Source organism: uncultured Tateyamaria sp. (assembly GCF_947496075.1).
Taxonomy (GTDB): domain Bacteria; phylum Pseudomonadota; class Alphaproteobacteria; order Rhodobacterales; family Rhodobacteraceae; genus Tateyamaria.
This window is the reverse complement of sequence record NZ_CANMBJ010000004.1, coordinates 44,624-69,370: the sequence shown is the minus strand read 5'-3', so window position 1 is coordinate 69,370 and position 24,747 is coordinate 44,624. Positions and strand designations below refer to the sequence as shown.

Annotated in this window: 30 protein-coding genes; 17 read left to right on the top strand and 13 right to left on the bottom strand. The window is 61.0% G+C overall.

What is annotated here, in order from left to right:
* Positions 1-26: 26 nt before the first annotated feature.
* Positions 27-425, bottom strand: a complete 399-nt coding sequence (locus tag Q1A51_RS12760; RefSeq protein ID WP_299208144.1) for a c-type cytochrome — start codon at positions 423-425, stop codon at positions 27-29.
* Between the two features lie 115 nt (positions 426-540).
* Between Q1A51_RS12760 and Q1A51_RS12755 the strand changes: the two genes are divergently transcribed.
* On the top strand, positions 541-1,101 hold the full coding sequence (locus Q1A51_RS12755; protein ID WP_299599772.1) for a DinB family protein: 561 nt from the start codon (positions 541-543) through the stop codon (positions 1,099-1,101).
* Here Q1A51_RS12755 and Q1A51_RS12750 read toward each other — a convergent pair.
* Both Q1A51_RS12750 and Q1A51_RS12745 read right to left on the bottom strand, forming a co-directional pair.
* Positions 1,098-1,562 carry a hypothetical protein gene (locus tag Q1A51_RS12750; protein ID WP_299599771.1) on the bottom strand — a complete coding sequence of 155 codons (465 nt, stop codon included), beginning with the start codon at positions 1,560-1,562 and terminating at the stop codon, positions 1,098-1,100. The two genes, Q1A51_RS12755 and Q1A51_RS12750, sit on opposite strands and share 4 nt — an antisense overlap.
* 97 nt (positions 1,563-1,659) lie before the next feature.
* Positions 1,660-2,232 (bottom strand): NAD(P)H-dependent oxidoreductase, encoded by a 573-nt coding sequence (locus Q1A51_RS12745; protein ID WP_299599770.1) that lies wholly within the window; start codon positions 2,230-2,232, stop codon positions 1,660-1,662.
* A gap of 122 nt (positions 2,233-2,354) precedes the next feature.
* On the opposite strand from Q1A51_RS12745, the gene Q1A51_RS12740 reads away from it, so the two are divergent.
* Both Q1A51_RS12740 and Q1A51_RS12735 read left to right on the top strand, forming a co-directional pair.
* Entirely contained in the window at positions 2,355-3,236 is an 882-nt protein-coding gene (locus Q1A51_RS12740) for a LysR family transcriptional regulator (RefSeq protein ID WP_299599769.1), read from the top strand.
* Positions 3,233-4,120: a DMT family transporter gene (locus Q1A51_RS12735; protein WP_299601049.1), complete on the top strand. Its 888-nt coding sequence runs from the start codon at positions 3,233-3,235 to the stop codon at positions 4,118-4,120. The genes Q1A51_RS12740 and Q1A51_RS12735 overlap by 4 nt, the downstream gene beginning before the upstream one ends.
* Here the strand turns inward: Q1A51_RS12735 and Q1A51_RS12730 are convergent.
* The 3 genes from Q1A51_RS12730 to Q1A51_RS12720 are packed head-to-tail and all read right to left on the bottom strand — an operon-like array spanning position 4,117 to position 5,614.
* Positions 4,117-5,037 carry a glycosyltransferase family 61 protein gene (locus Q1A51_RS12730; protein WP_299599768.1) on the bottom strand — a complete coding sequence of 307 codons (921 nt, stop codon included), beginning with the start codon at positions 5,035-5,037 and terminating at the stop codon, positions 4,117-4,119. The genes Q1A51_RS12735 and Q1A51_RS12730 overlap by 4 nt on opposite strands.
* Positions 5,038-5,087: 50 nt before the next feature.
* Positions 5,088-5,423, bottom strand: a complete 336-nt coding sequence (locus tag Q1A51_RS12725; RefSeq protein WP_189368186.1) for a metalloregulator ArsR/SmtB family transcription factor — start codon at positions 5,421-5,423, stop codon at positions 5,088-5,090.
* A gap of 38 nt (positions 5,424-5,461) precedes the next feature.
* The gene (locus tag Q1A51_RS12720) at positions 5,462-5,614 is read right to left on the bottom strand and encodes a hypothetical protein (RefSeq protein WP_299671365.1); all 153 of its coding nucleotides are present in this window, start codon (positions 5,612-5,614) and stop codon (positions 5,462-5,464) included.
* A 164-nt stretch (positions 5,615-5,778) separates the two neighbouring features.
* Between Q1A51_RS12720 and Q1A51_RS12715 the strand changes: the two genes are divergently transcribed.
* The 6 genes from Q1A51_RS12715 to Q1A51_RS12690 all read left to right on the top strand — a co-directional run bounded on the left by Q1A51_RS12715 (position 5,779) and on the right by Q1A51_RS12690 (position 9,492).
* Positions 5,779-6,681 carry a LysR family transcriptional regulator gene (locus tag Q1A51_RS12715; protein ID WP_299599766.1) on the top strand — a complete coding sequence of 301 codons (903 nt, stop codon included), beginning with the start codon at positions 5,779-5,781 and terminating at the stop codon, positions 6,679-6,681.
* Between the two features lie 186 nt (positions 6,682-6,867).
* Complete coding sequence (locus Q1A51_RS12710) at positions 6,868-7,203, top strand: AtpZ/AtpI family protein (RefSeq protein ID WP_299208162.1); 336 nt, start codon at positions 6,868-6,870, stop codon at positions 7,201-7,203.
* 15 nt (positions 7,204-7,218) lie between these two features.
* On the top strand, positions 7,219-7,977 hold the full coding sequence (locus Q1A51_RS12705) for a F0F1 ATP synthase subunit A (RefSeq protein ID WP_299599765.1): 759 nt from the start codon (positions 7,219-7,221) through the stop codon (positions 7,975-7,977).
* A 62-nt stretch (positions 7,978-8,039) separates the two neighbouring features.
* Positions 8,040-8,264, top strand: a complete 225-nt coding sequence (locus Q1A51_RS12700; protein ID WP_015496525.1) for a F0F1 ATP synthase subunit C — start codon at positions 8,040-8,042, stop codon at positions 8,262-8,264.
* A gap of 111 nt (positions 8,265-8,375) precedes the next feature.
* Entirely contained in the window at positions 8,376-8,912 is a 537-nt protein-coding gene (locus Q1A51_RS12695) for a F0F1 ATP synthase subunit B' (RefSeq protein WP_299208164.1), read from the top strand.
* A gap of 4 nt (positions 8,913-8,916) precedes the next feature.
* On the top strand, positions 8,917-9,492 hold the full coding sequence (locus Q1A51_RS12690) for a F0F1 ATP synthase subunit B (protein ID WP_299599764.1): 576 nt from the start codon (positions 8,917-8,919) through the stop codon (positions 9,490-9,492).
* 145 nt (positions 9,493-9,637) lie between these two features.
* Here Q1A51_RS12690 and Q1A51_RS12685 read toward each other — a convergent pair whose 3' ends face one another.
* Entirely contained in the window at positions 9,638-10,405 is a 768-nt protein-coding gene (locus tag Q1A51_RS12685; protein ID WP_299599763.1) for an FCD domain-containing protein, read from the bottom strand.
* 250 nt (positions 10,406-10,655) lie between these two features.
* Between Q1A51_RS12685 and Q1A51_RS12680 the strand changes: the two genes are divergently transcribed.
* Positions 10,656-11,060 (top strand): hypothetical protein, encoded by a 405-nt coding sequence (locus Q1A51_RS12680; protein ID WP_299599762.1) that lies wholly within the window; start codon positions 10,656-10,658, stop codon positions 11,058-11,060.
* 128 nt (positions 11,061-11,188) lie between these two features.
* Entirely contained in the window at positions 11,189-14,644 is a 3,456-nt protein-coding gene (gene smc / locus Q1A51_RS12675) for a chromosome segregation protein SMC (protein ID WP_299599761.1), read from the top strand.
* 68 nt (positions 14,645-14,712) lie between these two features.
* Here smc and Q1A51_RS12670 read toward each other — a convergent pair whose 3' ends face one another.
* The 3 genes from Q1A51_RS12670 to Q1A51_RS12660 are packed head-to-tail and all read right to left on the bottom strand — an operon-like array spanning position 14,713 to position 17,728.
* Positions 14,713-15,885, bottom strand: a complete 1,173-nt coding sequence (locus tag Q1A51_RS12670; protein WP_299599760.1) for a lytic murein transglycosylase — start codon at positions 15,883-15,885, stop codon at positions 14,713-14,715.
* Complete coding sequence (cbiB, locus tag Q1A51_RS12665) at positions 15,873-16,793, bottom strand: adenosylcobinamide-phosphate synthase CbiB (protein WP_299599759.1); 921 nt, start codon at positions 16,791-16,793, stop codon at positions 15,873-15,875. The genes Q1A51_RS12670 and cbiB overlap by 13 nt, the downstream gene beginning before the upstream one ends.
* Positions 16,790-17,728 (bottom strand): threonine-phosphate decarboxylase, encoded by a 939-nt coding sequence (locus Q1A51_RS12660; protein WP_299599758.1) that lies wholly within the window; start codon positions 17,726-17,728, stop codon positions 16,790-16,792. Before Q1A51_RS12660 ends, cbiB begins: the two co-directional genes overlap by 4 nt.
* 186 nt (positions 17,729-17,914) lie before the next feature.
* Here Q1A51_RS12660 and Q1A51_RS12655 point away from each other — a divergent pair, with 186 nt between their 5' ends.
* On the top strand, positions 17,915-18,274 hold the full coding sequence (locus Q1A51_RS12655) for a response regulator (RefSeq protein WP_299208178.1): 360 nt from the start codon (positions 17,915-17,917) through the stop codon (positions 18,272-18,274).
* Here the strand turns inward: Q1A51_RS12655 and Q1A51_RS12650 are convergent.
* A complete protein-coding gene (locus tag Q1A51_RS12650; RefSeq protein ID WP_299599757.1) occupies positions 18,267-19,250 on the bottom strand; it encodes a glutathione S-transferase family protein in 984 nt (327 codons plus the stop codon). The genes Q1A51_RS12655 and Q1A51_RS12650 overlap by 8 nt on opposite strands.
* 225 nt (positions 19,251-19,475) lie before the next feature.
* Between Q1A51_RS12650 and Q1A51_RS12645 the strand changes: the two genes are divergently transcribed.
* Entirely contained in the window at positions 19,476-19,832 is a 357-nt protein-coding gene (locus tag Q1A51_RS12645) for a hypothetical protein (protein WP_299208182.1), read from the top strand.
* 74 nt (positions 19,833-19,906) lie between these two features.
* Here Q1A51_RS12645 and Q1A51_RS12640 read toward each other — a convergent pair whose 3' ends face one another.
* Together Q1A51_RS12640 and Q1A51_RS12635 are read right to left on the bottom strand one after the other, a co-directional pair.
* The gene (locus Q1A51_RS12640) at positions 19,907-20,794 is read right to left on the bottom strand and encodes a sulfotransferase domain-containing protein (RefSeq protein WP_299599756.1); all 888 of its coding nucleotides are present in this window, start codon (positions 20,792-20,794) and stop codon (positions 19,907-19,909) included.
* 259 nt (positions 20,795-21,053) lie between these two features.
* The gene (locus Q1A51_RS12635; protein ID WP_299599755.1) at positions 21,054-22,223 is read right to left on the bottom strand and encodes a MalY/PatB family protein; all 1,170 of its coding nucleotides are present in this window, start codon (positions 22,221-22,223) and stop codon (positions 21,054-21,056) included.
* 99 nt (positions 22,224-22,322) lie between these two features.
* Here Q1A51_RS12635 and def (Q1A51_RS12630) point away from each other — a divergent pair, with 99 nt between their 5' ends.
* The 4 genes from def (Q1A51_RS12630) to fmt are packed head-to-tail and all read left to right on the top strand — an operon-like array spanning position 22,323 to position 24,736.
* Positions 22,323-22,841 carry a peptide deformylase gene (def, locus tag Q1A51_RS12630; protein ID WP_299208188.1) on the top strand — a complete coding sequence of 173 codons (519 nt, stop codon included), beginning with the start codon at positions 22,323-22,325 and terminating at the stop codon, positions 22,839-22,841.
* A complete protein-coding gene (def, locus tag Q1A51_RS12625) occupies positions 22,838-23,338 on the top strand; it encodes a peptide deformylase (protein ID WP_299599754.1) in 501 nt (166 codons plus the stop codon). The genes def (Q1A51_RS12630) and def (Q1A51_RS12625) overlap by 4 nt, the downstream gene beginning before the upstream one ends.
* Positions 23,335-23,829 (top strand): peptide deformylase, encoded by a 495-nt coding sequence (def, locus tag Q1A51_RS12620; protein ID WP_299599753.1) that lies wholly within the window; start codon positions 23,335-23,337, stop codon positions 23,827-23,829. The genes def (Q1A51_RS12625) and def (Q1A51_RS12620) overlap by 4 nt, the downstream gene beginning before the upstream one ends.
* A 1-nt stretch (position 23,830) precedes the next feature.
* Positions 23,831-24,736 carry a methionyl-tRNA formyltransferase gene (fmt, locus tag Q1A51_RS12615; RefSeq protein WP_299599752.1) on the top strand — a complete coding sequence of 302 codons (906 nt, stop codon included), beginning with the start codon at positions 23,831-23,833 and terminating at the stop codon, positions 24,734-24,736.
* Positions 24,737-24,747 lie beyond the last annotated feature (11 nt).

Below are 24,747 nucleotides of genomic sequence, written 5' to 3'. Positions count from 1 at the left end.
ACGCACATTGATACGAGCCACCTGCCTTACTCCTGGATGCTTTCCAAATAGGCCATCAGGTCAACGATGGGTTGACTGGTCAGGATCGGTTGGCCGGTCTCGGCCTTGATGGCTGTATCCTCGCCTTCGAAGTACCAGCCATAGACCGGCATGGGTGAGCCGTGGCTGACCAGCGGGTCGCGCCCGTCGATCCGCGACACCACGCGTATGATGGGGAAGGTGCCATCGTTGCGGGCCGCAAGGTCAAGCAGGCTCGGCGGTTGGAGCAGGAGGGCCGGACGCATAGGCCCTTTGCCATCTGCTTCGACTCCGTGGCAGGTTGCACAATGGCGCTGGTAGAGCGTGGCACCCGTGCTTATGTCCTGAGCCAGTGCGGTCAGCGGTGCGGTGCATATCAGGGCGAAGGTGGCGATGAGCTGCTTCATGGTCCGTCTCCTGTCTGGTACGCATCACAAGATAAGGGCTGACGGACAGCGCGCTGTGATCTTGATCAATTTTTGACGGATTCTGCTTAGGCGAAACTGGAAAGGGTATTTCACGATGACACCCCTCTTTGCACCGCAAGCCTACAACAATGCGTGGTCGAACTATCGTCTGCATCGCGCATGCGCGGCACTGGACCCGGATGAGCTGACGGCGCCCCTTCCTTCTTTCTTCGGGTCAATCATTGCCACGCTCAATCATATCCTGATTGTCGACCTGTTCTATGTGTCGGCGCTGGAAGGTGCCTGTGTCGGTCCGGCTGCCTTTGTCGAGGAGGTGCCGCATCCCGATATGTCCATCTTGCGCGCGGCGCAGCGTGATGTGGATCGCCGCCTGATTGCGGTCACCGAGGACGCGACCTTGTCGGACCCTGCGCGCCTGATTCAGATAGCGCGCGACCGCGGCGTTCAGGAGGAGCGGTTCGATCGTACTTTTCTACACTTGATCCAGCATCAGATTCATCATCGCGGTCAGGTCCATGCGCTTTTGAGTATGACCCCGGTTCCACCGCCGCAGTTGGACGAGTTTTATATGGCTTGGGACGACGACGCGCAGCGCCGCGCGCCGGACTTGACCGATATGGGTCTCAGCGACGCTGACATTTGGGGCGGACGTTAAGCCGTGCGCCGATAAGCTTTCAGCCAGTCGTTGATTGCAGTGGCGGACCGGCGCGGGCCATTGCCGGACATGTAGGCCTCGACCAGCGGATAGGGGGCGCTGGCATCGTGGAAGGTCAGGATCGGGCGGGCTGTGTCCGAGAAATCGTCAACCTCGGCGCGGCGCACGGCCTCGAGTCTGTAGACGGCGTTTTTGTATTTGAAGAGTGTGCGGCGCTGGACGGTCACGGTTCCCGCATGCGCGTCAAAGATGACCTGATCGCGCTTGATGGCCATTGCGAAGATCCCCAGCGGCACACCTGCGCCCAGCAGCACAGTCAGCAAGCCGCTGGTTTCCCCGGCGGCCATCAGAACAAGGCCTGCCGCTGCGCAGGCGACGATGCAGATGATCAACGCACCGCCAAGCAGCCACGGCGCATGTGCCAGGATCAATTGCGTCGGCATGTTGCGTAGAACAGTCATGTCTTGACGCTATCCGCACTGTAGCGCGGCCCGCAATGGTAAGCCCGCCCCGCAAGTGATGCTTGGGGGCGGGGTGATGGTAACAGATGCCTGTTTGTCAGGCTGCGAGTTTCTCGATCTCGGCCTTGGCGTCTTTGACTGCCGCGTCGCCGTTGGCCATGACGCGGTCTGCGGCGATCACTTCGACATCATGGATGCCGATAAAGCCCAAGACGTGTTTCAGGTAGCCGGTGGCAAAGTCGATGTCACTGCCGACGGGTGTGCCGCCAGTGGCCACGGCAATGATCGCCCGTTTGCCTTCCAGCAGGCCAACGGGCCCGGTCTCACTGTACTTGAAGGTCAATCCGGCACGGGCAACCAGGTCGATCCAAGCCTTCAGCGCTGCGGGAACGCCGAAATTATAGACGGGTGCGCCGATGACGATGGTGTCCGCGGCTTTCAGTTCTTCCACGAGGCTGTCGGACAGGGCCAGTGTATCGCGCTGTGTTGCGTCGCGGTCATCCGAGGGTGTGAAGTTGGCGTTCACCCATGTTTCGTTGATGTGCGGCAGGGCTTCGGTCAGGTCGCGGCGGATCACGTCGCCGCCCAGTTTCGCGACGATGTCGGCCGTCAGGTCACGGGTCACGGAGCCTTGGGTGCGGGCGGAGCTGTCAATGTGCAGGATGGTCATGGTCGGGTCCTTGGTAAGGGATGTATGTGTCGTGTGCCGGTAGAATTGGCCCTTGCAAATTCGAACGCAATTCCTGAAACTCAACAGCATCTGTTAGGATTTGCACAAAGAGTTTTTGGCCGATGGACAATTGGGACGAGATCAAGACCGCCTATCAAGTGGCCCGCATGGGCACGGTGAGCGGGGCGGCCGAGGTTCTGGGCGTCCACCACGCCACCGTCATCCGCCACATCGACGCCCTTGAGGGGCGGTTGGGCGTCAAACTGTTTCAGCGCCATGCCCGCGGCTACACCCCGACCGAGGCGGGCGATGATCTCTTCCGCGTGGCGCAGGCCACCGATGACCAGTTCAGTCAGCTTGTCGGGCGTATCAAGGGGCGCGGGACCGAAGTGTCCGGTGAGCTGGTTGTCACGTCGCTGGTGAACATGGCGCCCCGCATGGCGCCCGTATTGACCGAATTCCAGCACAAGCATCCCGACGTTGTTGTGCGTTACCTGACGGGAGAGCGCCTGTTCCGCCTTGAATATGGTGAGGCGCATGTGGCGATCCGTGCAGGCAATGCGCCGGATCAGCCGGACAATGTCGTTCAGCCCTTTGTGCGTCAATCGATGGGGATATATGCAACCAAGGCCTATGTCGCGGAACACGGACATCCCGAAGATATTGGGAAGGCCAAGGGGCACCGTTTTGTCAGTCACGACTCTGCCGACAACCGCGCGCCGTTCCACAAGTGGTTGCGCAGCCAGGTGTCAGAGGACGATATCACCTTTCGCTCAACCGATGTGCGCGCGCTTGAACAGGCGGTGCTGGCCGGGGCAGGCATCGGGTTCCTTTCTGTGCTTGAGGCGCGGGCCAATCCCAATCTGGTCGAAATCATTCCCCCGCGCGAGGATTGGTCGTCACCGCTGTGGCTGGTGACCCATGTTGATCTCCACCGCACCAACAAGGTTCAGGCGTTCCTGACCTTCCTCAAGGAAAAATCCAAGGATTGGCACGTCCTGTGAACGCGGGACTGCGCGGCCATGCGGCCATGTTGCTGTTTTCGGCGCTGGTTGCCGGATCCTTTTCGTTGGGCGCCATGGCGGCCAATGAAATCGCGCCCGCCGCCCTGAATGCGGCGCGCTTCTGGATCGCGGCCCTGGTGATTGGGGTGGCCGTGGTGATGCGGGGTGGCGTGCCACGTTCGGCCTTGCAGGCACCTTGGCGCTACGCGCTGCTGGGCGGGCTTTTTGCCATATACTTCGTGCTGATGTTCGAGGGGCTGAAAACGGCAGCACCCGTCAGTGCAGCGGCTGTCTTTACACTTACCCCGGTCATGTCAGGCGTCTTTGGCTATGTCTTGCTGCGCCAGATCACGACACCCCGCATGGCGTTTGCCCTTGCTGTCGGGGCGGCGGGCGCGCTTTGGGTGATCTTTCGGGCAGACCTGCCGGCGTTGTTGGCGTTCGAGGTCGGGCGCGGCGAGATTATTTATTTCTTCGGTTGTGTCAGTCACGCGATCTATACGCCGATGGTTCGCAAGATGAACCGGGGGGAGCCCGCGGTCGTGTTCACCTTTGGCATGCTGATTGCGGGGGCCGTTTTGCTGACGCTATGGGGGTGGCGCGATCTGGTGGCGACGCCATGGGCGGACTTGCCCGGCATTGTGTGGGTGACCCTTGTCTATGTGTCGCTCTTTGCGTCAGCGGCGACCTTTGTACTGCTGCAATTTGCAACCCTGCGCCTGCCGTCGGCCAAGGTCATGGCCTATACGTACCTCACGCCCAGTTGGGTGATCCTGTGGGAGGTTGCGCTGGGCAATGGCGTGCCGCCGGGCGTCGTTTGGGTTGGCGTGGGGCTGACCATCGTCGCCTTGTCCCTGTTGTTGAGGGATGAAGAGCGCGCCTAGAGAAACCCGTTCTCGGACAAGGCTGTCCGCAGCGTATCTACGCAGAGTGGTGCAGGTGTTTCACCGGTCAGGGGGCGTTGGCGCGGGTCGATGACAACCGGTTTCGGGCCTGCAAAGCTTTGCATTTGGGTGGAGAGATAAGACAGCATCTCGCGCCGGTTGCGGCGCATGAAGATCGCTGCACGTGCGTCTGATCGCATTGCAAATGGCGCAAGGTGGAATGCCGATCCGTCCGACCCGACGATGCTGCGTGCGGCGCGGATAACGCCAAGCTGTGTTTCGAGCGGGTGCTTTTGCGGATGGAAGACGAAATATCCGGCCTCTTCCATCATTGCCTCGATCTCGTCTTCGCGATCAACGCGCTGGTGGTCGCGCTTCAAACCTGTGCGTGACACATAGAGTTTCTCGGGGCCGTCCACTTTGATCTGCGCAAATCGCTTCTGCGTGTATGCGCGGAATTCCGGCGTACCGGTCAGCCAGGGGCCATGGCCGAACCCCGGTGTCGGCAAGACCAGCCTGTCGATTTGGGTCGGTGTTCTTATGACGCGCAACGGGATGCCATCGCAGAACCGGTCAACAACGGGGGCCAGAATACCGCTCAGAACGGGTTCCATATGCATGTGCGCGCGCGTCGGAACGACCAAACCATCCGGTGGGGTATCAAGGTGATCGAGCGCCCATAGACGCACGAGGCTTTCCAGCATGAAGTGGCCAAAATGCGTGTGTCCAAACCCGGCATAGAGATGTGTGCCCGGCAGATGGTCTGCCGCAGGTTCCAGAGGTGGGGCGGCGCTCACCCGTCCGCGGGACAGGCGGGCCTGTGACAGGGGCAAGAATGACCCGCGCCTGTCGAACACACCGTGCGGGGTATCGTCACCCTCGACCATGTTGGGCATGACAAGCGCGGCCCGCACCATGCGAACGCGCGCTGGTGGCAGAGTATCCGGCAGCTGGGTCGTGACATCGGTCAGAGCGGGTCACCCTCTGACAACTCTGCGGCGAGAAACCGTTCGAACGCATCCATGTTCACAGGTTCGAACTGGCCGAAGCCCTGCATCCAGACCGAGGCCCCGCGCATGGCGTCGGGGTCCAGCTTGCACCATTTTACGCGCCCGCGCTTTTCCTGCTGGATCAGCCCGGCGCGTGTCAGGATCGTCAGGTGCTTGGAGATCGCAGCAAGCGACATCTCGAACGGTTCGGCCACGTCGGTGACGGCCATGTCATCCTCGAGCAACATCGTCAGGATCGCCCGCCGGGTTGGGTCGGCGAGTGCGGAAAAGACGGTGTCTAGCGGATCGGCCATGGCCTGTCATACCGGGCACCGGGGCCAAGGGGAAGCGATCAGAGATATGGGTGTCTGCTTTCACGCGAGGGCCAGCGGTGAGACATGAGCGCGCGTTGATGCGGTGTCAGCCCGATATCGCGTGCGATTTGGTCAGTCATCGGCGGCAACGCGGTGCCCTTGGTTGGTTTGATCTTGCGCTTGGATTGCATGAAATTCGCACAAGTGGAGAGGGCGCGCAAAAGCGCGTTTTGACGGATGGTAAGCATGAGAAGCCTCGTGTGTTGAGGAATGCTTGCAGTTTGCCCGAACTTCGGCATTGCCACAAACAGAGTTCCCTGACATCACTTGTGCAGTTTTTGCACAGGTGAGCGATATGGCCCGCACATTGCCTCCGCTAAACGCGCTGCGCGCCTTTGAAGCGGCCGCCCGCCACGAAAGTTTCAGCCGTGCGGCAGAAGAATTGGGCGTGAGCCATTCGGCCATCAGCCGCCATGTGCGGGGTCTGGAGGCGCGGCTGGGGGTCCAGTTGTTCCGGGATGTGTCCCGCGGTGTCGCGCTGACCGCCGAGGGCGGCCATTACATGCAGCGGATCCGCCCGGCCTTTGATGTGATCGCGGAAGCGACCGAGGGCTTGGCAGACACGCCAGCGGGGCGCGTGGTGGTCAACAGTGAACCGCTTTTCGCAACCAAGGTGATCGCGCCGCTGCTCCGAAAGCTTCAAAACGATCTGCCGGAGATTGAGTTGCGTCTGATCGCTTCGGATCAATTGGCGGATTTGGATAGGTTCGAGGCGGATATGGCCATCCGCTTTGCCCACAAGGGCGTCCTGGATGTGCCATCGGACTTGATCAGCGATGCAAAGCTGTTTCCCTACGCCGCCCCGGGGCTAGTTCCCGACAATCGCATCCGCGTCGAACATTTGGGTCAGTATCAACTGTTCAGAGATCGGCACGAACTTGTCTGGACGAAATGGTGCGCGATTGCCGGGTTTGATCCCGCCCTTGTCAACGAGGGGGAGTGGCGTGCGCGCATGCCGCTTGCGTTCGAAGCGGCGATACACGGTGCCGGTCTTTATATGGGGTCGGCGGATTGTGCGGCTGTGGAGGTTGTATCCGGGCGTTTGGTGCGCCTGTCGGATGTCGGATTTCGGCTGGGGGCGTTCCATCTGCTGACCAGTGGACAAGCGGGGCGGCGCAAGGCCGTCCGATCCGTGCGCACATGGCTGCTGGATCATACACGGGCGCTGCGCTCGGATGAAAATCAACCAGATGGTTGAATGACGGAATTGGCTCAATTTGCCGGTTTCGGAAGGTGCGGCGGGTTGTCCTGCGTCGAAGGGATTCGAAGAATATATAATTAAAACAAAGGGTAATGTGGTATTTTCGGCGCGTTCGCCCTGCGTTGACTCGCGTCGCCCCGCGCCATATCCAAACCTCGAACCAAATGACGGGATGAAAGGCGCGTGACCGACCCCGAAGACGCAGACCGACTGAAGGCCCTGAGCGCCAAAATCGACGCTGTTAAGGAAGAGCACGCCCCGAAACCTCGCACACCGGATCATCACTCTCAGGCTCAGCTGGCCTGGCGGATGGTGATTGAGCTAGTGGCCGGTCTGGGGATCGGGTTTGGCATGGGATACGGGTTGGACGCACTGTTTGGCACCTCTCCGTTTCTCATGATCATATTTATTTTTCTGGGCTTCGCGGCCGGTGTCAAAACAATGATGCGCAGCGCGAAAGAGGTTCAGAGCATGCGAGAGGCCGAAGAGGCCGACAAGGATGACGCCCCGCGGGGCTAGGACGGAGAAAGCCGGATGGCAGACGAAGCGCACGGTGAAGGTGGTGGCCTTTCATTCCACCCGATGGATCAGTTCGAAGTCAAACCGTTGTTCGGTGGTGGCTATGACGTGCATTGGTACACCATCACCAACGTGACGCTGTGGCTGGCCCTTGCGATCCTTGCGATCATCGGCCTGATGGTTCTGACCACGTCCAAGCGCGCCACTGTTCCGGGCCGCGGCCAATCCATTGCCGAACTGATGTATGGCTTTGTCTACAAGATGGTCGAGGATGTGACCGGCAAGGACGGGATCAAGTATTTTCCCTACATCATGACGCTGTTCATGTTCATCCTCTGTGCCAACTTCCTTGGCCTGATCCCGATGTCGTTCACGACCACGTCGCATATCGCCGTCACCGCAATCCTTGGTTTTGGTGTGTTCTTCGCCGTCACCATACTGGGGTTTGTCAAAAACGGCGCTTCGTTCCTCGGGCTATTCTGGGTTTCCAGCGCGCCGCTGCCGCTACGTCCCGTTCTGGCAGTGATCGAGATCATTTCTTATTTCGTGCGTCCCGTCAGCCACTCCATTCGTCTTGCTGGCAACATGATGGCGGGCCACGCGGTTCTGAAAGTGTTCGCTGGCTTTGCCCAAGTCGCAGCTATCGCGCCTGTCGCCATCATTGGCGTTATGGCGATCTACGGGCTCGAAGTGCTGGTGTCGGCCATCCAGGCTTACGTCTTCACAATCCTCACATGCGTGTATCTCAAGGACGCATTGCACCCGCATCACTAATGAATGGCGGGGCTGATCCCGCCGGACACATCTACTAACTTCCAATCGTAAGGAGAATTCTCATGGAAGGTGAACTCGCACACATCGGCGCAGGCCTGGCAGCAATCGGTTCCGGCGCAGCCGCTATCGGTGTGGGCCACGTCGCTGGCAACTTCCTCGCTGGCGCTCTGCGCAACCCATCGGCAGCCGCCGGTCAGACCGCGACCCTGTTCATCGGCATCGCCTTTGCAGAAGCCCTGGGGATCTTCTCGTTCCTCGTCGCTCTGCTGCTGATGTTCGCCGTCTAAGCTTCTCTGGCGACATTCCTTACGGTTGGGCGGCGTGATACAGTCACGCTGCCCGATGTATGGCTCGCAATTCGGCCCTGATCGCAGGGCTACCTCAGGGGAACGACTGTTATGGCAGAAAATACAAACGCTGCAGGTGAGGTGGCTCTTGGCGCGCCTCCGGGTATGCCGCAGCTGAACGTGGGAACCTTCGACAACCAGGTGTTCTGGTTGCTTGTGACCCTCGTCGTTATCTATTTCGTGCTGTCGCGCGTGGCCCTGCCGCGGATCGCGGCCATCCTTGCCGAACGGCAGGGTACCATTACGAATGACATCGCCGCGGCCGAAGATCTGAAGGCCAAGGCGGAGGCGGCCGAGGCGGCCTATGACAAGGCACTGGCCGACGCACGTGCCGAAGCGCAACGCATCGCGGGTGAAACCAAGGCGGCCATCCAGGCCGATCTGGACGTCGCCATCGAAAAGGCGGACGCAGAGATTGCTGCCAAGGCGGCCGAGAGCGAAAAGGCGATTGCCGACATTCGCGCCGGAGCGCAGGAAGCCGTCAAAGTGGTGGCCAAGGACGCCGCCAAGGACATCGTGGCCCTCATGGGTGGCAAGGCCGATGCCAAATCCATCACGGCGGCTGTCACAGCCCGGATGAAAGGTTAAGATCATGCGTTATCTCACCCTGACATCGCTGGCCGTTCTGGCTGCTGGTCCGGCCATGGCCGCATCGAAAAACCCGTTCTCGGCGGATTTCTGGAAGCTGAGCAACACGGACTTCATCGTTCTGGTTGCCTTCATCCTGTTCATCGCTGTCCTGTTCTATTTCAAGGTGCCCGGCATGATCTCGAAAATGCTGGACGACCGCGCAAGCGGCATCCAGTCCGAGATCAATGAAGCCCGCGCCCTGCGTGAAGAAGCACAGACTTTGCTGGCGTCATACGAGCGTAAGCAGAAGGAGGTGCAGGGACAGGCGGACAAGATTGTCGAGCAGGCCAAGAAGGACGCGGAAGCTGCCGCCGAACAAGCGCGTGCGGACCTGAAAGTGTCCATCGAGCGCCGCCTTGCTGCAGCGACGGATCAGATTGCTTCTGCCGAAGCTGGTGCCGTCAAAGAGGTGCGTGACACCGCTGCTGTGGTCGCTGTGCAAGCCGCACGTGACGTGATCGCCAAGCAGATAACGGCAACGGACGGCAACAAGCTGATCGACGACGCCATTGCCGAGGTAGACGCACGTCTGCACTGACGGGTCGACACCGCAACCAATTGAAAACCCCGGGCAAATGCACCGGGGTTTTTTGTTTCTTCTGACTGGAAATACGGCGGGGAGGCGCGTGAGCGGCGGGGCAGAGCCCCTAAAAAATATCGTCGCGCGCAGCGCGTCCTTTGGATTACATTCCGGTTTCGTGATCCAGCCTTTGTCTGGCGATCTCTTCGTTGTGTTCGGCCTTTTGCTGATCGCGGAGCGCCCGCTCAACATAGTCCAGATGCGCATGCACAGCCGTCCGCGCCGTGTCGGGTTCGCGGCCCTGTAGCGCTTCGTTGATCTGGCGGTGCTGGTCCAGTAGGGCCTGCCGTGTCGTGCGTTGCTTGAACATGATCTGCCGGTTGTAGAACACACCGTCCCTAAGCAGCTGGTACATCGACCGCATCATGTGGAGCATGATGACGTTGTGGCTGGCTTCGATGATCGCCATGTGGAACTGCGCATCAAGCTGCGCCTCTTCCTCTCCGTTGCGCTTGGGATGGGCGGCTTCCATCTTTTCGAACACCTTCTGCACGACCGCCAGATCCGTGTCTGATGCAAGCCGCGCCGCGCGCTCTGCGGCCAGTCCTTCCATGTCCCTGCGGAAGCTGAGGTAGTCGAAGACCGCCTCGTCATGGCGGGCGAAAAGTTCGGTCAAGGCAGGGGCAAAGGCCGATCCCAGAACGTCGGCCACATAGACTCCGGCACCGGGTTTCGCCACCAACAGGCCTGTTTCCTGCAGGGTCCCGATGGCGTCACGCAGAGAGGGGCGGGAGACGCCCATGCGCTCGGCCAGCTCGCGTTCGGGGGGCAGCCGTTCGCCGGGCCGCAGGATGCCGCGCAGGATCAATTGCTCGATCTGCCGGATTACGGCGGCGGAGAGTTTGTCGGGTTGGACAGGGCGAAAGGGCATGAGGACTCCGGTCGAATTGGTAAAATCATATGACCAATGGCCCGGGGGTGCAATTGCGTGAATGTGCCCTGAGTCGGTGCCCGCATTTACCCTGTTTTCATGGAGATTACCGCCCAAAACAGGGTGTCACCCCCCGTGCAGCATCCGTACACCCCCTGTACACCCCAAACGGACGCAGGAGCGGAGATTAACGCAACGCACGCTGCATGCATTAATCCATTCTTAACCGTAGGCCTGCTCATGTACGCAAATGCGTTGGATACTGCCCTTCCTGATGGCGTTGGCCGCCTGCAACACGCCCAGTCCCCATTTTCGCGGCTTGCCCGCCACGACGGTCACTGTTGACGGATCAACCTTTGATGTGCGTGTCCGGGGGCGTCTGGCCGAGGCGTTGCGCACGAATATGGAGTACGCCCCCCGCTTTGGCCCGATCCGTCACCGCGCGGCCAAGGCCATGGAGTTGGTGAGCGGCTGCAAGGTCAAGGAAGTGCGGGGCGATCAGGCGCTGGCCACTGGCATCCTGGATTGCGGCAAGGGTGGCCCACCGATTGATCGGCTGAAGCCACAAGGCGAATACAGCTGTTACACGCTGGACAGCTATGTCAGCCCAGCGACGCATGAACTCGTTTTGGACGTGGATTGCACCGTCATCTGAAGTCACAAACCGCAATATCTTGTGGATAACCCGCGGCATCCCGCACATTCTGGGGTGTTGGCGTTGACAGGGCTGCGGAACACCGTCCACGATGCCACTCCAGTGAGACTCAGGCCAGAGGTGCGCGCTTGCGCTTTTCGAAACTCAGACTGACGGGCTTTAAGTCCTTTGTGGATCCCACCGATCTGATCATCGCGGATGGGCTGACCGGTGTTGTGGGTCCGAATGGGTGCGGCAAGTCGAACCTGCTGGAGGCGTTGCGCTGGGTGATGGGCGAAAACCGCCCCACCGCGATGCGTGGCGGCGGTATGGAAGACGTGATCTTTGCCGGTGCGGCCACGCGGCCTGCCCGCAACTTTGCCGAGGTCAGCCTGCATATCGACAACTCCGAGCGTCTGGCCCCGGCGGGGTTCAACGATCAGGATGTGCTTGAGATCGTGCGCCGGATCACGCGGGATGTGGGCAGCGCCTACAAGACCAACGGCAAGGATGTGCGGGCGCGCGATGTGCAGATGTTGTTTGCCGATGCCTCTACGGGCGCGCATTCGCCAGCGCTGGTGCGGCAGGGGCAGATTGCCGAGTTGATCAACGCCAAGCCCAAGAACCGGCGCCGGATTCTGGAAGAGGCAGCGGGCATTTCGGGCCTCTATCAACGGCGGCACGAGGCCGAGTTGAAGCTGAAGGGTGCAGAACAGAACCTCGCCCGCGTGGATGATGTGATTGAACAGTTGGCGGCGCAGTTGTCCCAACTGGCGCGGCAGGCACGACAGGCGGCGCGCTATCGCGAGATTGGTGACAGTCTGCGCAAGGCCGAGGGGCAGTTGCTGTATCGTCGCTGGCGCGAAGCGGATGATGCGCGCGCGGCTGCGGATGAGGAATTGAAGGGCCGGACAACTGCGGCGGCGCAAGCCCAGGGGGCTGTGCAGGTGTCGACCAAGGCGCGGCAGACTGCTGAGGATGCCTTGCCCCCCATGCGCGAGGAAGACGCGATTGCGGCTGCCGTGTTGCAGCGTCTGGCCGTCCAGCGCGACACGCTGTCCGATCAGGAGCATCAGGCAGAGCAGGCGATTGAGACCCTTGAGGGGCGCATTGCCCAACTGGCCCGAGACATCGAACGCGAAGGTGGGTTGAACAAGGACGCCGGCGAGACCATCGAACGACTTGAGTGGGAAGCAGCCGAGATTGCCAAGGCGAGCGAGGGCCACGAGGGATTGCTGGCCGCGGCCGCCGAGGCGGCGCGCGAGGCCGGGCAGGTTTTGCAGGCCCGCGAGGGCGATCAGTCTGACAAGACCGAGGATGTGGCCCGCTTGGCGGCCCGCCACGGGTCTGCCCAGCGTTTGTTGGAAGACAGCCGTAAGGTTGAGGCGAAATCAGAGGCCGAGGCCGAGAAGGCGCGAGCCGCCGTGGCGACCAGCCGGGCGGCGCTGGACAAGGCGGGTGTAGATTTCGAGGCTGCACAGGCTGCCGCGACCGAGGCCGAGGCCACGGCTAAACGTGCCGATGCAGCTTTGATTTCAGCCGAGGAAGCAAGGGCCGAGACCCAGTCGCGCGAGGCGGATGCACGGGCCGAGCGGTCCGAGGCCGAGGGCGAGATGAATGCCCTGCGCGCCGAGGCGGGTGCGCTGGCCAAGCTGGTGGAGCGGGACACGGCCGAGGGTGGTCAGATTCTGGACCGCTTGCAGGTGCAGCAGGGGTTCGAAAAGGCGCTTGGTGCGGCTTTGGCGGATGATCTGCGTGCGCCAGAGGTCGATGCAGATGGTCCGTCGGGGTGGGCGGTGTTGCCCCCGTACGATACTGATCAGCCCTTGCCGGACGGTGTCACGGCCCTGACCCAGCACGTGTCGGTGCCGGATGTTCTAGTCCGTCGGATGTCGCAGATCGGGTTGGTTGAGGCGGACGATGCGGCCCGTTTGCAGCGCTTGTTGAAGCCCGGTCAGCGGCTCGTGTCGCAGGAAGGCGATGTGTGGCGCTGGGATGGGTTCCGTGCCTGGGCCGAGGATGCGCCGAGTGCGGCGGCCTTGCGCTTGCAGCAGTTGAACCGGCTGGAAGAGTTGAAGCAGTCGCTGGAGCGTGCCACGTCCCGCGCAGATGGGGCGCGGCAGGCGCATGAGGCGCTGACGGCCCGCATGGCCGAGTTGACCGAGGCCGACAAGCAGGCCCGCCATGCCCGCCGTGAGGCTGATCGGATGGTGGCGGATGCTGCCCGTGCACTGAGCCGGGCAGAGGCGGATCGCAACCTGGCCGAGGGGCGGTTGGAGTCCCTTGGTCTTGCGGTGACCCGCCATGAAGAGGATGCGATGGCCGCCCGTGCCCGCGTGTCCGAGGCGGAGACGGCGTTGGCCGACTTGCCTGATCTGGAGGTGGCGCGGGCCGAGGTTGAGGACCTGCGCATGACCGTCGAGGCGGCCCGCATCACCATGATGTCGCGCCGGTCGGCCCATGATGATCTGCGCCGCACGGGTGAGGCGCGTGTGAAGCGCGCGCAAGAGATCACCAAGGAAGTGAGCGGCTGGAAGCACCGCTTGGAGACGGCGGAGCGGCGCACGGCGGAGCTGGTGGACCGAAAGGTCACGTCGGAGGCCGATCTGAAGACGGCGCAGGCGGCGCCTGCCGAGTTGGCCGCCAAGCGTGAGGCGCTGAGCGAAGAGATTGCGCGGGCCGAGGCCCGCAAGGCAGAGGCCGCCAACGCGTTGTCCGAGGGTGAGGGCGTGTTGCGCGATGCGACGCTTGCCGAGCGTGAAGCCGAGCGTTTGGCCTCTGAGGCGCGCGAGGCGCGGGCGCGGTCCGAGGCGCGGGCAGAGGCGGCGGGCGAGACCGTGTCCTATGCCGCCGAGCGGATTGCTGAAGAGCAGCAGATGACGCCGAACCAGTTGCTGACCGCGCTGGATGTGACACCGGACCAGATGCCGGGTGCGGAGGCGTTGGAGACCGAGGTGGGGCGCCTGAAGCGTCAGCGTGATGCGCTGGGTGCGGTGAACCTGCGGGCTGAGGAAGACGCCAAGGAAGTGCAGGAAGAGCATGATACGCTTGTCAGTGAAAAGGCCGATTTGGAAGAGGCCATCAAGACCCTGCGCAGCGGCATTGCGAGCCTGAACCGAGAGGGGCGCGAGCGGTTGCTGACCGCCTTTGAGCAGGTGAATTCGAACTTTTCGTTGCTGTTTACCCACCTTTTTGGTGGCGGTGAGGCGAATTTGGTCATGGTCGAAAGCGAGGACCCGCTTGAGGCGGGCCTTGAGATCATGTGTCAGCCGCCCGGCAAGAAACTGTCGACGCTGAGCCTGCTGTCGGGTGGGGAACAGACGCTAACGGCCATGGCGCTGATCTTTGCCGTGTTCTTGGCGAACCCGGCGCCGATCTGTGTGCTGGACGAGGTGGACGCGCCGCTGGACGACGCGAATGTGACGCGTTTCTGCGACCTGCTGGACGAGATGTGCCGCCGGACCGATACGCGGTTCCTGATCATCACGCACCATGCCGTGACGATGGCGCGGATGGATCGGTTATTTGGGGTAACGATGGCCGAGCAGGGCGTGAGCCAGTTGGTGTCGGTGGACCTGAAGAAGGCGGAGACGCTCGTTGCGTGAGGCGGTGAGTCGTGCGTGCAACCGCTTAACTCAGACTGGTCTTTCGCTTTTACCGTAAACGTGCGCAGTCACAGGCGATCAAGCAACGCCTGCGTTGGCCAAGCGTCGGCGGGTAAGCCCAGGCGCGTCTGTTCGGCTTGAACAGCCGCCCGCGTTCCAGCGCCGAGGATGCCGTCGATCTTGCCCACGTTGTATCCGCGTGCCTGCAGCTTGGTTTGCAAGCGTTTCATCTGATCGGCGCCAAGCCCGAGCTCGGGGTTACCTGCGTCATAGACCTGCGCGCCACCTAGGCGGGTTGCGAAATAGGCGGCGGTCAGGACATATGTGAATGACTGGTTCCACTCGAAATACACATCGAAGTTGGGATAAGCGAGGAAGGCCGGCCCCTTGCGTCCCTGAGGGAGGATGAGAGAGCCAGGCAGGTCTACCAGTGTTCCGCTGCGCGCCTCCACGCCCATGGCTTGCCATTGTGCCACGGATTGCGGTTTGCCCGCCCCGCTCAGGCTCCAATCCATGTCGGTAGGCACGGTGACTTCCTGCAGCCACGGCTCGCCCGCGCGCCAGCCGAAATGCTGAAGCATCTTGCCGCCGGAAAGCAGGGCATCCGGTGCCGAAGATTTGAGCCGCACCGCCCCGTCGCCATCGCCATCGACACCGTTTTCGATGATGTCGGCAGGCAGCATTTGCACCATGCCAATCTCACCTGCCCATGCACCGGTCGTGCGCTGCGGGTCAAAATCCCCCTGCGCAAACAACTCCATCCCTGCGAATACCTGCGGGCGGAACAGCTCTGGCCTGCGACAGTCATGTGCCAGTGTGACGAGTGCGTTGGCGGTGTTGAAGTCACCCTGAAACGCACCGTAATCTGTTTCGAACGCCCAGAAGGCCAGCAGGACGTTTCGGTCCACGCCATAGTCCCGCTCGACCCGTTCAAACACAGAATCCCATTGCCGTGCCTTAGCCTTGCCCGCGTTGATGCGGTTTTGCGAAATCAAGCGACGGGAAAAGTCGATGAATGGGCGTTGGAATACGCCTTGGGCACGGTCGGCGCGCAGGACCGCCGGATCCTGACGCACAGAGGCGAGAAAACGATCTGCTGTTTCGGCGGATATGCCGCGCGACACCGCTTCTGATTTCAGGCCGTCCTTGAAAGCAGAGAAGCTGCCGCCACAGCTCGCCAGTCCCAGCCCGGGCAGGGTGGCCACTGCGGCCACGGCAACGACCTGTTTCAAAAAACGCATATGAAAAATCCTAAAATACCAAGAATACCGACAACCAGACCCCAAGTTTTCCACACCATAGATATGGCGGTGTCAATGTCGGTCGGGTTCAGGTCGCGTCTGCCGCGGCCATTGACCCATGCGAGGTCTTCGACCTGTCCGTGGTAGCTGCGCGGTCCGGCCAGCGCGATGTTCAGGGCGCGGGCCATGGCGGCCTCGGGCCAGCCCGCATTCGGTGACCGGTGCAGGCGCGCGTCCGATTTGATCTTGTGCCATTGTGATGCGGCGCCTCCGACAAGAGCAATCAGCGCGCCCGTCAGCCGCGCGGGTATCCAGTTCAACACATCGTCAAGACGTGCGGCTGCCCAACCGAATTCTGCGTGGCGCGGGGTCAGGTAGCCCACCATGCTGTCCGCCGTGTTGACCACCTTGTAGATCAGGATGCCGGGCACCCCGCCGATCAGGAACCAGAAGGCCGGGGCAATCACGCCATCGCTGAAGTTTTCAGACAGGCTTTCGATCCCGGCGCGTGTGACTTGCGAGGATGAAGACGTGCTGACATCGCGGCTGACGATCATGCGGATGGCGCGGCGGCCTTCGGCAACGGATTGTCGGAGCCCGTGCGCAACGGCAGCCACATGCGAGACGAGGGATCGATGAGCGAGCAGGATGGCGGTCACGATCATTTCGGCGACCCAGCCAAGTTGGGTGATCATCCACCCAAAAGCAGCGGCGGCAATGACAAGCAGGGCGATGGCAAACAGGCCCTTGGCCCGTGCGCTGGGTTCGCGGTTCCATCTTGCGTCCAAAGCGCCGATCGCCTGTCCCATGAGGACCGCCGGGTGCGGCGCCCGCGACCAAAGCCAGCGCGGCTCACCCGCGACGGCGTCAAGGCACATTGCCAGCGCAAGGATGAGCAGGCCGTTCAAAGCGCAGCCTCGACCCGTGCCCAATCTTGTGCCGCAGGCAGTCCAAGGCGCAGCCAGCGTGTGCTGTAAGGAAAGATGCGGCTCCAGATATGGGCCTGCGCCAAGCGCTGTTGGAAGGCTGCCGCGTCACCCACATCGTAGAGCCGGAACAGGGATGTACCGCCCACAAGGTCAGCGCCACGCGCGGCCATCAGCGTGTCGAGCCGCTGCGCGTCGGCGGACAGTCTGGCGCGGGTTGCTGTGGCCCAGTCCGCATCTTCGAGTGCAGTCGCCCCGATGTCGAGCGCGATGCCAGACACGGGCCAGGGCCCCAGCATTTCCGTGAGCCGTTTGATGAGCGCAGGATCCCCGATTGCGAAGCCCAATCGCAAGCCAGCGAGCCCCCAGAACTTGCCAAAGCTTTTGAGGACAAGCGTGCCGGGTTGTGTGGCCTGGTTGATCAGGCTGACCTGCGGGGTCACGTCACAGAAGCTTTCATCGATCACCGTCAGCTTTGCGTTGGCATCCTTTGCGGTCCAAAGCTGCCCATCGGGATTGTTTGGATGCACCAGGACGCACGCATCGGTCTGTGCGTCGTCACAGACCGTCCAACCATGACCGGCAAAGCTGGCGGCATGTTCGTTGTAGGTAGGCGTCTTGATGCGGACCTTGCCCGCGGAAGCAAGACGAGGGATTTGTGCGATGAGAGAGGATGCTCCTGGTGCCGCCAGCACGCCTGCGTCATCCGGGATCGACCAAAAACGGCGCGCCGCGTCAGTCAATCGGATGGCTGCCCCGGTGTCGGGCAACGCTGTCCATGCATCCGATGCGATAGAAGAAACGGGATAGGCTTGCGGATTGATACCGGTCGACAGATCAATCCAATTCGCGCGGTTCCCACCGTGGCGAGCAACCGCGTCGTCAAGCCCACCTCCGTGGTCTCTCTTCTGCTGCAAGATGCAAGCCTCCTGTGTCTTTCACGCCAGCCTCGGCGGCATCCGGCTTGCAAAAAGCGGAATGTCGCGCAATTTTCAAGCGAATGTGATGGTGTTAACGAATTTTAGGAAACGTTAACTGATTGTTAAGACAATCTTGAACAGAACTTTGTAGGCAGGGTCACGTTGGGGTGGCTCGGAGTTAATATGAATGTATTGATTGTAGAGAGTCGACCTGAGTTAGGGGTGTTGTGGCAGCGACATCTTGAGCGTCAGGGTGCGGTTGTGTCCCTTGTTCACGGACAAAATGAAGCTGTCGAATACTTGTCGGAACATACCGCAGACATCATCGTCATGGACCTTGTTCTTGGCGAAGGGAGCGCGTTGGCCGTTGCGGATTTCGCCAGCTACCGGCATCCCAATGCGCGCGTCATCTTTGTGACCGACACGTCCTTTTTCTCGGACGGGTCGATCTTCAACCATTCCAGCAATGCCTGTGCTTTTGTCCCTGCGGGGACACCGCCAGAGGATCTGGCGGCGATGGTGGAGCATTACGGGGTCAGCTGACCGCGTCGCGCCCGTGGGGCGCAGCAAAATCAATCACCGCGTTGATGGGTACGATCCGGTGCGGATTGATGCTTTCGTGGCTGTAGTGATAGTGGCGCACGATGTGATCCATGTTCACCGTCTCGGCCACGCCCGGCACCTGATAGAGTTCGCGCGTGTAGGCCCAAAGGTTGGGGTAATCCATCAGCCGCTTGCGGTTGCATTTGAAGTGCAGATGATAGACCGGATCGAACCGCACGAGCGTGGTAAAGAGCCGCCAGTCGGCTTCAGTGATCTGATTGCCCATTAGGTAGCGTGAGGTGGACAACCGCTCTTCCAGCCAGTCGAGCGTGTCGAAAAGCGGGTGCACCGCGTCGTCGTAGGCCTGTTGCGTGGTGGCGAAACCGGACTTGTAGACGCCGTTGTTCAGCGTATCGTAGATGCGGTCGTTCACGGGGGCGATGGCGTCCCGCAGCTCCTGTGGCCAGAAATCCCGGGTGTTGCCCGTGATCCCGTCAAAAGCCGAGTTGAACATGCGGATGATCTCGGAGCTTTCGTTGCTCACGATGGTTTTGCGTTTCTTGTCCCACAGGATCGGCACGGTCACGCGGCCGGAAAACTTCGGATCGGCCTTGGTATAGATATCGCGGGCAAAGGGAGCGCCATAGAGTGAGTCCCCCGTGGCGCCCTTATCATCTGTTTGGAATGTCCAGCCATCGGACAGCATGTCCGGGTGCACGGCCGAGATGCTGATGTGGTCGGTCAGGTCCTTGAGCTGGCGGAAGATCAGGGCCCGGTGCGCCCATGGGCAGGCATAGGAAACATAGAGGTGATAGCGGCTGCTTTCGGCCGAAAACCCATCCGCCCCCGATGGGCCTGCGCTGCCGTCAGCGGTGATCCAGTTGCGGAACTTGGCCTGGCTGCGCTGAAATTTTCCACCGCTTGATTTCGTATCGTACCACTGGTCGTGCCAGACACCGTCCACCAAAAGACCCATGTCGCTTCTCCTGCTTATGCAGGGACAGATGTAGCGACGGTGGTTTTGCCCGCAAAGCGGTGGGTGCGCGCATTGCGCCTGCGTCTGCGCACACACATATGAGAAATGCCAGAGTCACAGGAAAGCCACATTCTGAAAAGACTCGGAGTATGTCATTGGAATTTAACTGAAACGACTCACTTAGCTGGTCATCTTTTGATGTGGGGACTGAAAGGAAAGACTGCCATGTCCACATTCGTACCGAAGGAAGTGCAAGCAGGTCTCGACAGTGCGCGCCTGCAATCGTTGAAAAAGGCATCGCGCCTGCGCCTTGCCGTTGATGGTGTGACGTACCCCGTTCTACGTATGTGGAAGACCGGCTTTTCCATGCAGGCAGAGGCGGCGCCTTATCTGCGTGGGTACGTTGATTTGTATGACGGTGCGATCCATCTGTTCCAATGCCTGATCGTGGCCTCCGACGAAGAGGCGGGCGAGATGCGGTACGAGTTCAAGCGGCTGACGGCAGTGGCCGAAAAACCTGCGCTTGATTTCGTTCGGGCCGAAGATGCGCCGGTGGCATTGCTGGCCAACAAGGTCGACTGATCCACGCTGCTGGATCGTCGGTGTCAGGGCGCTGTTGCAAACAGACCAATACAGATATTGCGAGGGGCAATCTGCTAGGGGGTGTCCCTCAATGCAGAGCCATTCTCTAACCATGCGCGGTCTTCTGGCTTCAAATGGGCATTCATCATAGCGTCATAGGCAGAGAGCTCGTCATCCGTCAGATGACCCCGCCATTTTCCGCTGGTGCCGCTGTGAAAGAACGCGGTATCCGACTTGAAAAATCCCTTCCCTCCCGACGGAGCATAGCGCTCTGCGTTCTGTCTCATGTTGTCGAATGTTGCCGCCGCAAGAAGCTGTTGCATGACGACCTCTGAATGCGGTGTGTCCAGCAACGCCGACAGTTTGGCGAAGACGCCGGCCAGGTCCCGCTTCATATCCGCGTAGTGGAAGAGCGATACGTTCGGTCGGTCGGCAAGCGCCTTGGCAGCTTGGTAGTGGCGCAGGATGTGCGCGAGGGGCATGGCATCACCATCGAACCCCTCGGCCCCACCATCCAGAAAACGGCGAAATGCAATACCTTCCTCGTCTTCCTCTGGATACCAATGATTGAACCAGGGCATTGGGATGTTGCGCATGTGTTGTCGCATCGAGAAATGCGCATCAAGAGGATGGCGGAACACGCAAATATACTGCGCCTGATCGTCCAAAGGCAGCCCATCCAATGGTGTATGGCTTTTCATGCTGCGGCGTTGGGTCATGGCGTCGAGCCGTTCCGCCACTTCCGCCATTTCGCGGATGCGGATGTCGACCCATGGCATCTTTATGGACAATTCCGTCTCGACCTCGGGGTCGCCGGACAGCAGTAGCGCCACGATTGTCTGCATCCACGTGGTCCCGCACTTTGGAGGCGTTACGACGAACACGTCGTCGGGCCGGATGCTGACCATGTCCCAACGCCTGTTGTCGGTCAGGGGGCCAAGGTAGAGCTTTCGGTTCGTCATGTCTCAGCTCCTCCTGACTGCGGACGTGATCAGGAAGAGTTGCGCGGCGGCAGAACGCAACAAAAAAGACTGAAGCGTTTCCAAAGGTGCGTATGACAGACGGTTTCTAGTGCGGTCTGATTGGCATTCGGTATCAGCAAGGTCTCAAGGACCTATTGTCTGCATCCGACCTTGTCGCAGGCATCCTGATAGACGCACGTTCGCGTTTGGCTGATCAACAATCTGACAGTGTCACACTAGAGGGCGCGTGTGTCGCGTCCTATTGCAAGTCACCAAATGCCCGCGCCAACCGTTCGACCGCTTCCTGCACCCGTGCGCGGGGCGTAGCGATGTTGAACCGCAGCCAGCTGTCGCCGCCCTTGCCGAAGGTGGGGCCGTGGTTGACCGCGATGCAGGCGTCTTTCTCGACCCGTTTGGTGAATTCCTCGCGTGTCATGCCGGTGCCATCGAAATCGACCCAGGACAAGTAAGTCGATTCAAGCGGCATAGAGTAGAGGCCCGGAATTGCATTCACGGCGTCGTCAAAGAGCTTCCGGTTGCCATCAAGATACGTGACCAGTTCGTCTGTCCACGCAGCCCCTTCCGGCGAGTAGGCAGCCGTCGCCATGAACAGTCCGAACGAATTTGGCGACAGGCCCAACCCCGCCATGCGCTGGGCAAACTTGGCGCGCAGGTCCGGGTCCGCGATGATGACGTTGCCAGAGTGGCTCCCTGCGATGTTGAACGTCTTGGTTGTGGCCGTCATCATGATCAGCCGATCCTCGACCCCGGGGATATGGGACATCGGGATGTGCTTGTGCCCGGGCATGACGAGGTCGTGGTGAATTTCGTCCGACACGATGATCAGGTTGTGGCGCTTGGCAAAGGCTGCGATGCCTTCCAGTTCTTCGCGTGTCCAGACGCGTCCGCCGGGGTTATGGGGCGAGCAGAGGATCAGCATGGTTTCGGACCCGTCCATTTGCGCGTCCCACGCGTCGAAATCCATAGTGTAGCGCCCGTCGGTCATGGGCATCTCGCACTCAACCACGCGCCGATTGTTGGCCGTGATGACCCGGGCAAAGGCGTGGTACACAGGTGTCATGAGCACGACCCCATCGCCGGGCTGAGTGAAGGTGTCCACGCACATGGCTGTGCCGTTGACGAGCCCGTGCGTGGTAAAGATCTGATCGGCGTGTACTGTCCAGTTGTGCCGTTCCTTCATCCACCACTGAATGGCCGCCCGGTACTGGCTGTCGTCCCCGAAATACCCCATGATCCCGTGATCGACTTGCGCCTGCACAGCGTCCAGAACGCATTGCGGCGGACGGAAGTCCATGTCGGCCACCCACATGGCGAGCCCCTTGTCCCCGTCCACGCCATAGATCGCTTCCATCATGTCCCATTTCACGCAATGGCTGCCGCGGCGGTCGATGATGGTGTCAAAGCTCATGGGGGGTCTCCGGTTCTGATTTGCGCGCAGGCTAGCGTGCGTGCTGGCAGGTGCAAGGGGACATTGCGATGCCCGGGGTGTTGGCTTACATGCAAGGGCATGAAACGACCCATAATCTTGCACCCCGATCCACGCCTGAAGAAGACGGCGGATGCTGTGTCCGATCTGTCGGATGAACTGCGTCGTCTGGCCGATGACATGTTGGAAACCATGTATGACGCGCCGGGCATTGGGCTGGCCGCCCCGCAAGTGGGTGTGCTGAACCGGCTGATCGTACTGGATTGCGTCAAGGAAGAGGGAGAGGCGCCCCGTCCCCTGATCATGTTCAACCCCGAGGTCCTTGCATCTTCGGATGAGCTGAACACATACGAGGAAGGGTGCCTGTCCATCCCCGAGCAGTTTGCTGATGTGACCCGCCCTGCCGAGGTTGAAGTGCGTTGGATCGACCGTGACGGCAAGGAGCGGATCGAGGGCATGGATGGCCTATGGGCCACATGCGTTCAGCACGAGATCGACCACCTCGATGGCAAGCTGTTCATTGACTACCTCAAACCGCTCAAGCGTCAGTTGATCACGCGCAAGATGCAGAAGCTGAAACGGGAACGCGCCCGCGTATGAGCCTGCGCGAGATCCTGACCTGGCCGCATTCGTGTTTGCAGGCGATCTGTGAACCGGTTGAGGTCATCACCCCGGCCATCCGGAGCTTGGCCGCGGATATGCTCGACACCATGTATGCAGCCCCGGGCCGTGGTTTGGCAGCCCCGCAGGTGGGGGAGTTGCTGCGCCTCTTTGTGATGGACGCGACGTGGAAAGAGGGCGACCCCAGCCCCGTTATCTGCATCAACCCGGATATTCTGGACCGCGGCACGGAAATTGTCGGCGCTGACGAGGGCTGTCTGTCAATCCCCGGCGTCATGGCCCATGTCGAGCGCCCAACCTCGGTTCGGATGGTGTGGACCGATCTTGAAGGCATGGTACATGATCAATGGTTGAGCGGGTTTCACGCGCTTTGCGCCCAGCATGAACTCGATCATCTGGATGGTATCGTCACGCTCGATCAGGTTGATGAGGCGCAACGTGCGGCAATTCTGAGCGCTTACGAGGCGCAAGTATGACGGTTCGCCCTTTTGTCCCATGGCCTGACGTGCGGCTGCGCACAGCGGCTGCGGACGTGTCAGAGATCACAGATGATGTGCGCGGGATTTGGGCAGACATGGTCGAGACGATGGACGCGATGCCCGGCGTTGGTCTTGCTGCGCCGCAGATCGGGGTGATGCTCCGTCTTGCCGTGGTTGACGCCACCCCGGACCGCAGCCGCCGTATCCTGTTGGCCAATCCCGAGGTGCTGGAGGCCGATGCGGAGATCGAGAAAGGTACGGAAGCAAGCCCGAACCTGCCCGGCGTTTCGGCCGAGATTCCGCGACCAAAGACTGTCACCGTGCGTTTTCTGAATGCTGATGGCGTCATTGACCGCCGCACGTTCGAAGGCTTGGAAGCGCGCAGTGTGCAGCACCAGATCGACCATCTGGCCGGGCGGATGTATTTCGACAATCTGGGGCGGGTGAAACGGGACATGCTGATCCGCAAGGCAAGAAAGGCCAGGTGACATGCGCGTGATCTTTATGGGAACGCCAGACTTCTCTGTCTCTGCCCTTGATGCTCTCCACGCGGCGGGGCACGAGATTGCGTGCGTCTACACTCAGCCGCCACGACCGGCGGGGCGGGGGAAAAAGGATCGGCCCAGCCCGGTGCAGGCGCGTGCCGAGGACTTGGGGCTAGAGGTGTGTCATCCCGTTTCGCTGCGCGACGCCGAGGCGCAGGCAGACTTCGCCGCGCTGAATGCAGATATAGCTGTTGTCGTGGCCTATGGCCTGATCCTGCCGCAACCCGTCCTTGATGCGCCGACCCATGGCTGTTTGAATATTCATGCAAGCCTGCTACCGCGCTGGCGGGGGGCCGCGCCCATTCACCGGGCGATCATGGCGGGCGATGCAGAGACGGGTGTGTGCATCATGCAGATGGAGGCGGGGTTGGACACCGGGCCTGTCCTGATGCGCGAGGCGACGACCATTGGCGCAACTGAAACCACGGCTGAGCTGCATGACAGGCTTGCCGATCTGGGGGCCGCATTGATCTTGAAAACGCTGGAGCAGTTGCCAGCGCTGACGGCTGAACCGCAGCCGGAGCATGGCGTAACCTATGCTGCGAAGATCGAAAAGGCTGAGGCGGCCATCGACTGGACACAGGATGCGGTTGAGGTGGACCGGAAAATTCGCGGGCTATCCCCCTTTCCCGGCGCTTGGTTTGAGCATGATGGCATGCGGATCAAAGTGCTGGGTTCGGAACTGGCTGAAGGCTCTGGCCTTGCGGGCACGATCCTTGACGATGCCCTGACCATCGCCTGCGGCCGGGGTGCCGTGCGCCTGATCCGCTTGCAACGGGCGGGCAAAGGCGCGCAGGATGCAGAAATGTTCCTGCGCGGCATGCCACTGCCAAAGGGAACTCAATTGTAGGAGAGCCGCCC

Bases quoted from the DNA above. Each gene is read 5' to 3' on its own strand.
- Q1A51_RS12760 (WP_299208144.1), bottom strand. From the start codon at position 425: ATGAAGCAGCTCATCGCCACCTTCGCCCTGATATGCACCGCACCGCTG.
- Q1A51_RS12755 (WP_299599772.1), top strand. From the start codon at position 541: ATGACACCCCTCTTTGCACCGCAAGCCTACAACAATGCGTGGTCGAAC.
- Q1A51_RS12750 (WP_299599771.1), bottom strand. From the start codon at position 1,562: ATGACTGTTCTACGCAACATGCCGACGCAATTGATCCTGGCACATGCG.
- Q1A51_RS12745 (WP_299599770.1), bottom strand. From the start codon at position 2,232: ATGACCATCCTGCACATTGACAGCTCCGCCCGCACCCAAGGCTCCGTG.
- Q1A51_RS12740 (WP_299599769.1), top strand. From the start codon at position 2,355: ATGGACAATTGGGACGAGATCAAGACCGCCTATCAAGTGGCCCGCATG.
- Q1A51_RS12730 (WP_299599768.1), bottom strand. From the start codon at position 5,037: ATGGTGCGGGCCGCGCTTGTCATGCCCAACATGGTCGAGGGTGACGAT.
- Q1A51_RS12725 (WP_189368186.1), bottom strand. From the start codon at position 5,423: ATGGCCGATCCGCTAGACACCGTCTTTTCCGCACTCGCCGACCCAACC.
- Q1A51_RS12720 (WP_299671365.1), bottom strand. From the start codon at position 5,614: ATGCAATCCAAGCGCAAGATCAAACCAACCAAGGGCACCGCGTTGCCG.
- Q1A51_RS12715 (WP_299599766.1), top strand. From the start codon at position 5,779: ATGGCCCGCACATTGCCTCCGCTAAACGCGCTGCGCGCCTTTGAAGCG.
- Q1A51_RS12705 (WP_299599765.1), top strand. From the start codon at position 7,219: ATGGCAGACGAAGCGCACGGTGAAGGTGGTGGCCTTTCATTCCACCCG.
- Q1A51_RS12700 (WP_015496525.1), top strand. From the start codon at position 8,040: ATGGAAGGTGAACTCGCACACATCGGCGCAGGCCTGGCAGCAATCGGT.
- Q1A51_RS12695 (WP_299208164.1), top strand. From the start codon at position 8,376: ATGGCAGAAAATACAAACGCTGCAGGTGAGGTGGCTCTTGGCGCGCCT.
- Q1A51_RS12690 (WP_299599764.1), top strand. From the start codon at position 8,917: ATGCGTTATCTCACCCTGACATCGCTGGCCGTTCTGGCTGCTGGTCCG.
- Q1A51_RS12685 (WP_299599763.1), bottom strand. From the start codon at position 10,405: ATGCCCTTTCGCCCTGTCCAACCCGACAAACTCTCCGCCGCCGTAATC.
- Q1A51_RS12680 (WP_299599762.1), top strand. From the start codon at position 10,656: ATGCGTTGGATACTGCCCTTCCTGATGGCGTTGGCCGCCTGCAACACG.
- Q1A51_RS12670 (WP_299599760.1), bottom strand. From the start codon at position 15,885: ATGCGTTTTTTGAAACAGGTCGTTGCCGTGGCCGCAGTGGCCACCCTG.
- Q1A51_RS12655 (WP_299208178.1), top strand. From the start codon at position 17,915: ATGAATGTATTGATTGTAGAGAGTCGACCTGAGTTAGGGGTGTTGTGG.
- Q1A51_RS12650 (WP_299599757.1), bottom strand. From the start codon at position 19,250: ATGGGTCTTTTGGTGGACGGTGTCTGGCACGACCAGTGGTACGATACG.
- Q1A51_RS12645 (WP_299208182.1), top strand. From the start codon at position 19,476: ATGTCCACATTCGTACCGAAGGAAGTGCAAGCAGGTCTCGACAGTGCG.
- Q1A51_RS12640 (WP_299599756.1), bottom strand. From the start codon at position 20,794: ATGACGAACCGAAAGCTCTACCTTGGCCCCCTGACCGACAACAGGCGT.
- Q1A51_RS12635 (WP_299599755.1), bottom strand. From the start codon at position 22,223: ATGAGCTTTGACACCATCATCGACCGCCGCGGCAGCCATTGCGTGAAA.
- def (WP_299208188.1), top strand. From the start codon at position 22,323: ATGAAACGACCCATAATCTTGCACCCCGATCCACGCCTGAAGAAGACG.
- def (WP_299599754.1), top strand. From the start codon at position 22,838: ATGAGCCTGCGCGAGATCCTGACCTGGCCGCATTCGTGTTTGCAGGCG.
- def (WP_299599753.1), top strand. From the start codon at position 23,335: ATGACGGTTCGCCCTTTTGTCCCATGGCCTGACGTGCGGCTGCGCACA.
- fmt (WP_299599752.1), top strand. From the start codon at position 23,831: ATGCGCGTGATCTTTATGGGAACGCCAGACTTCTCTGTCTCTGCCCTT.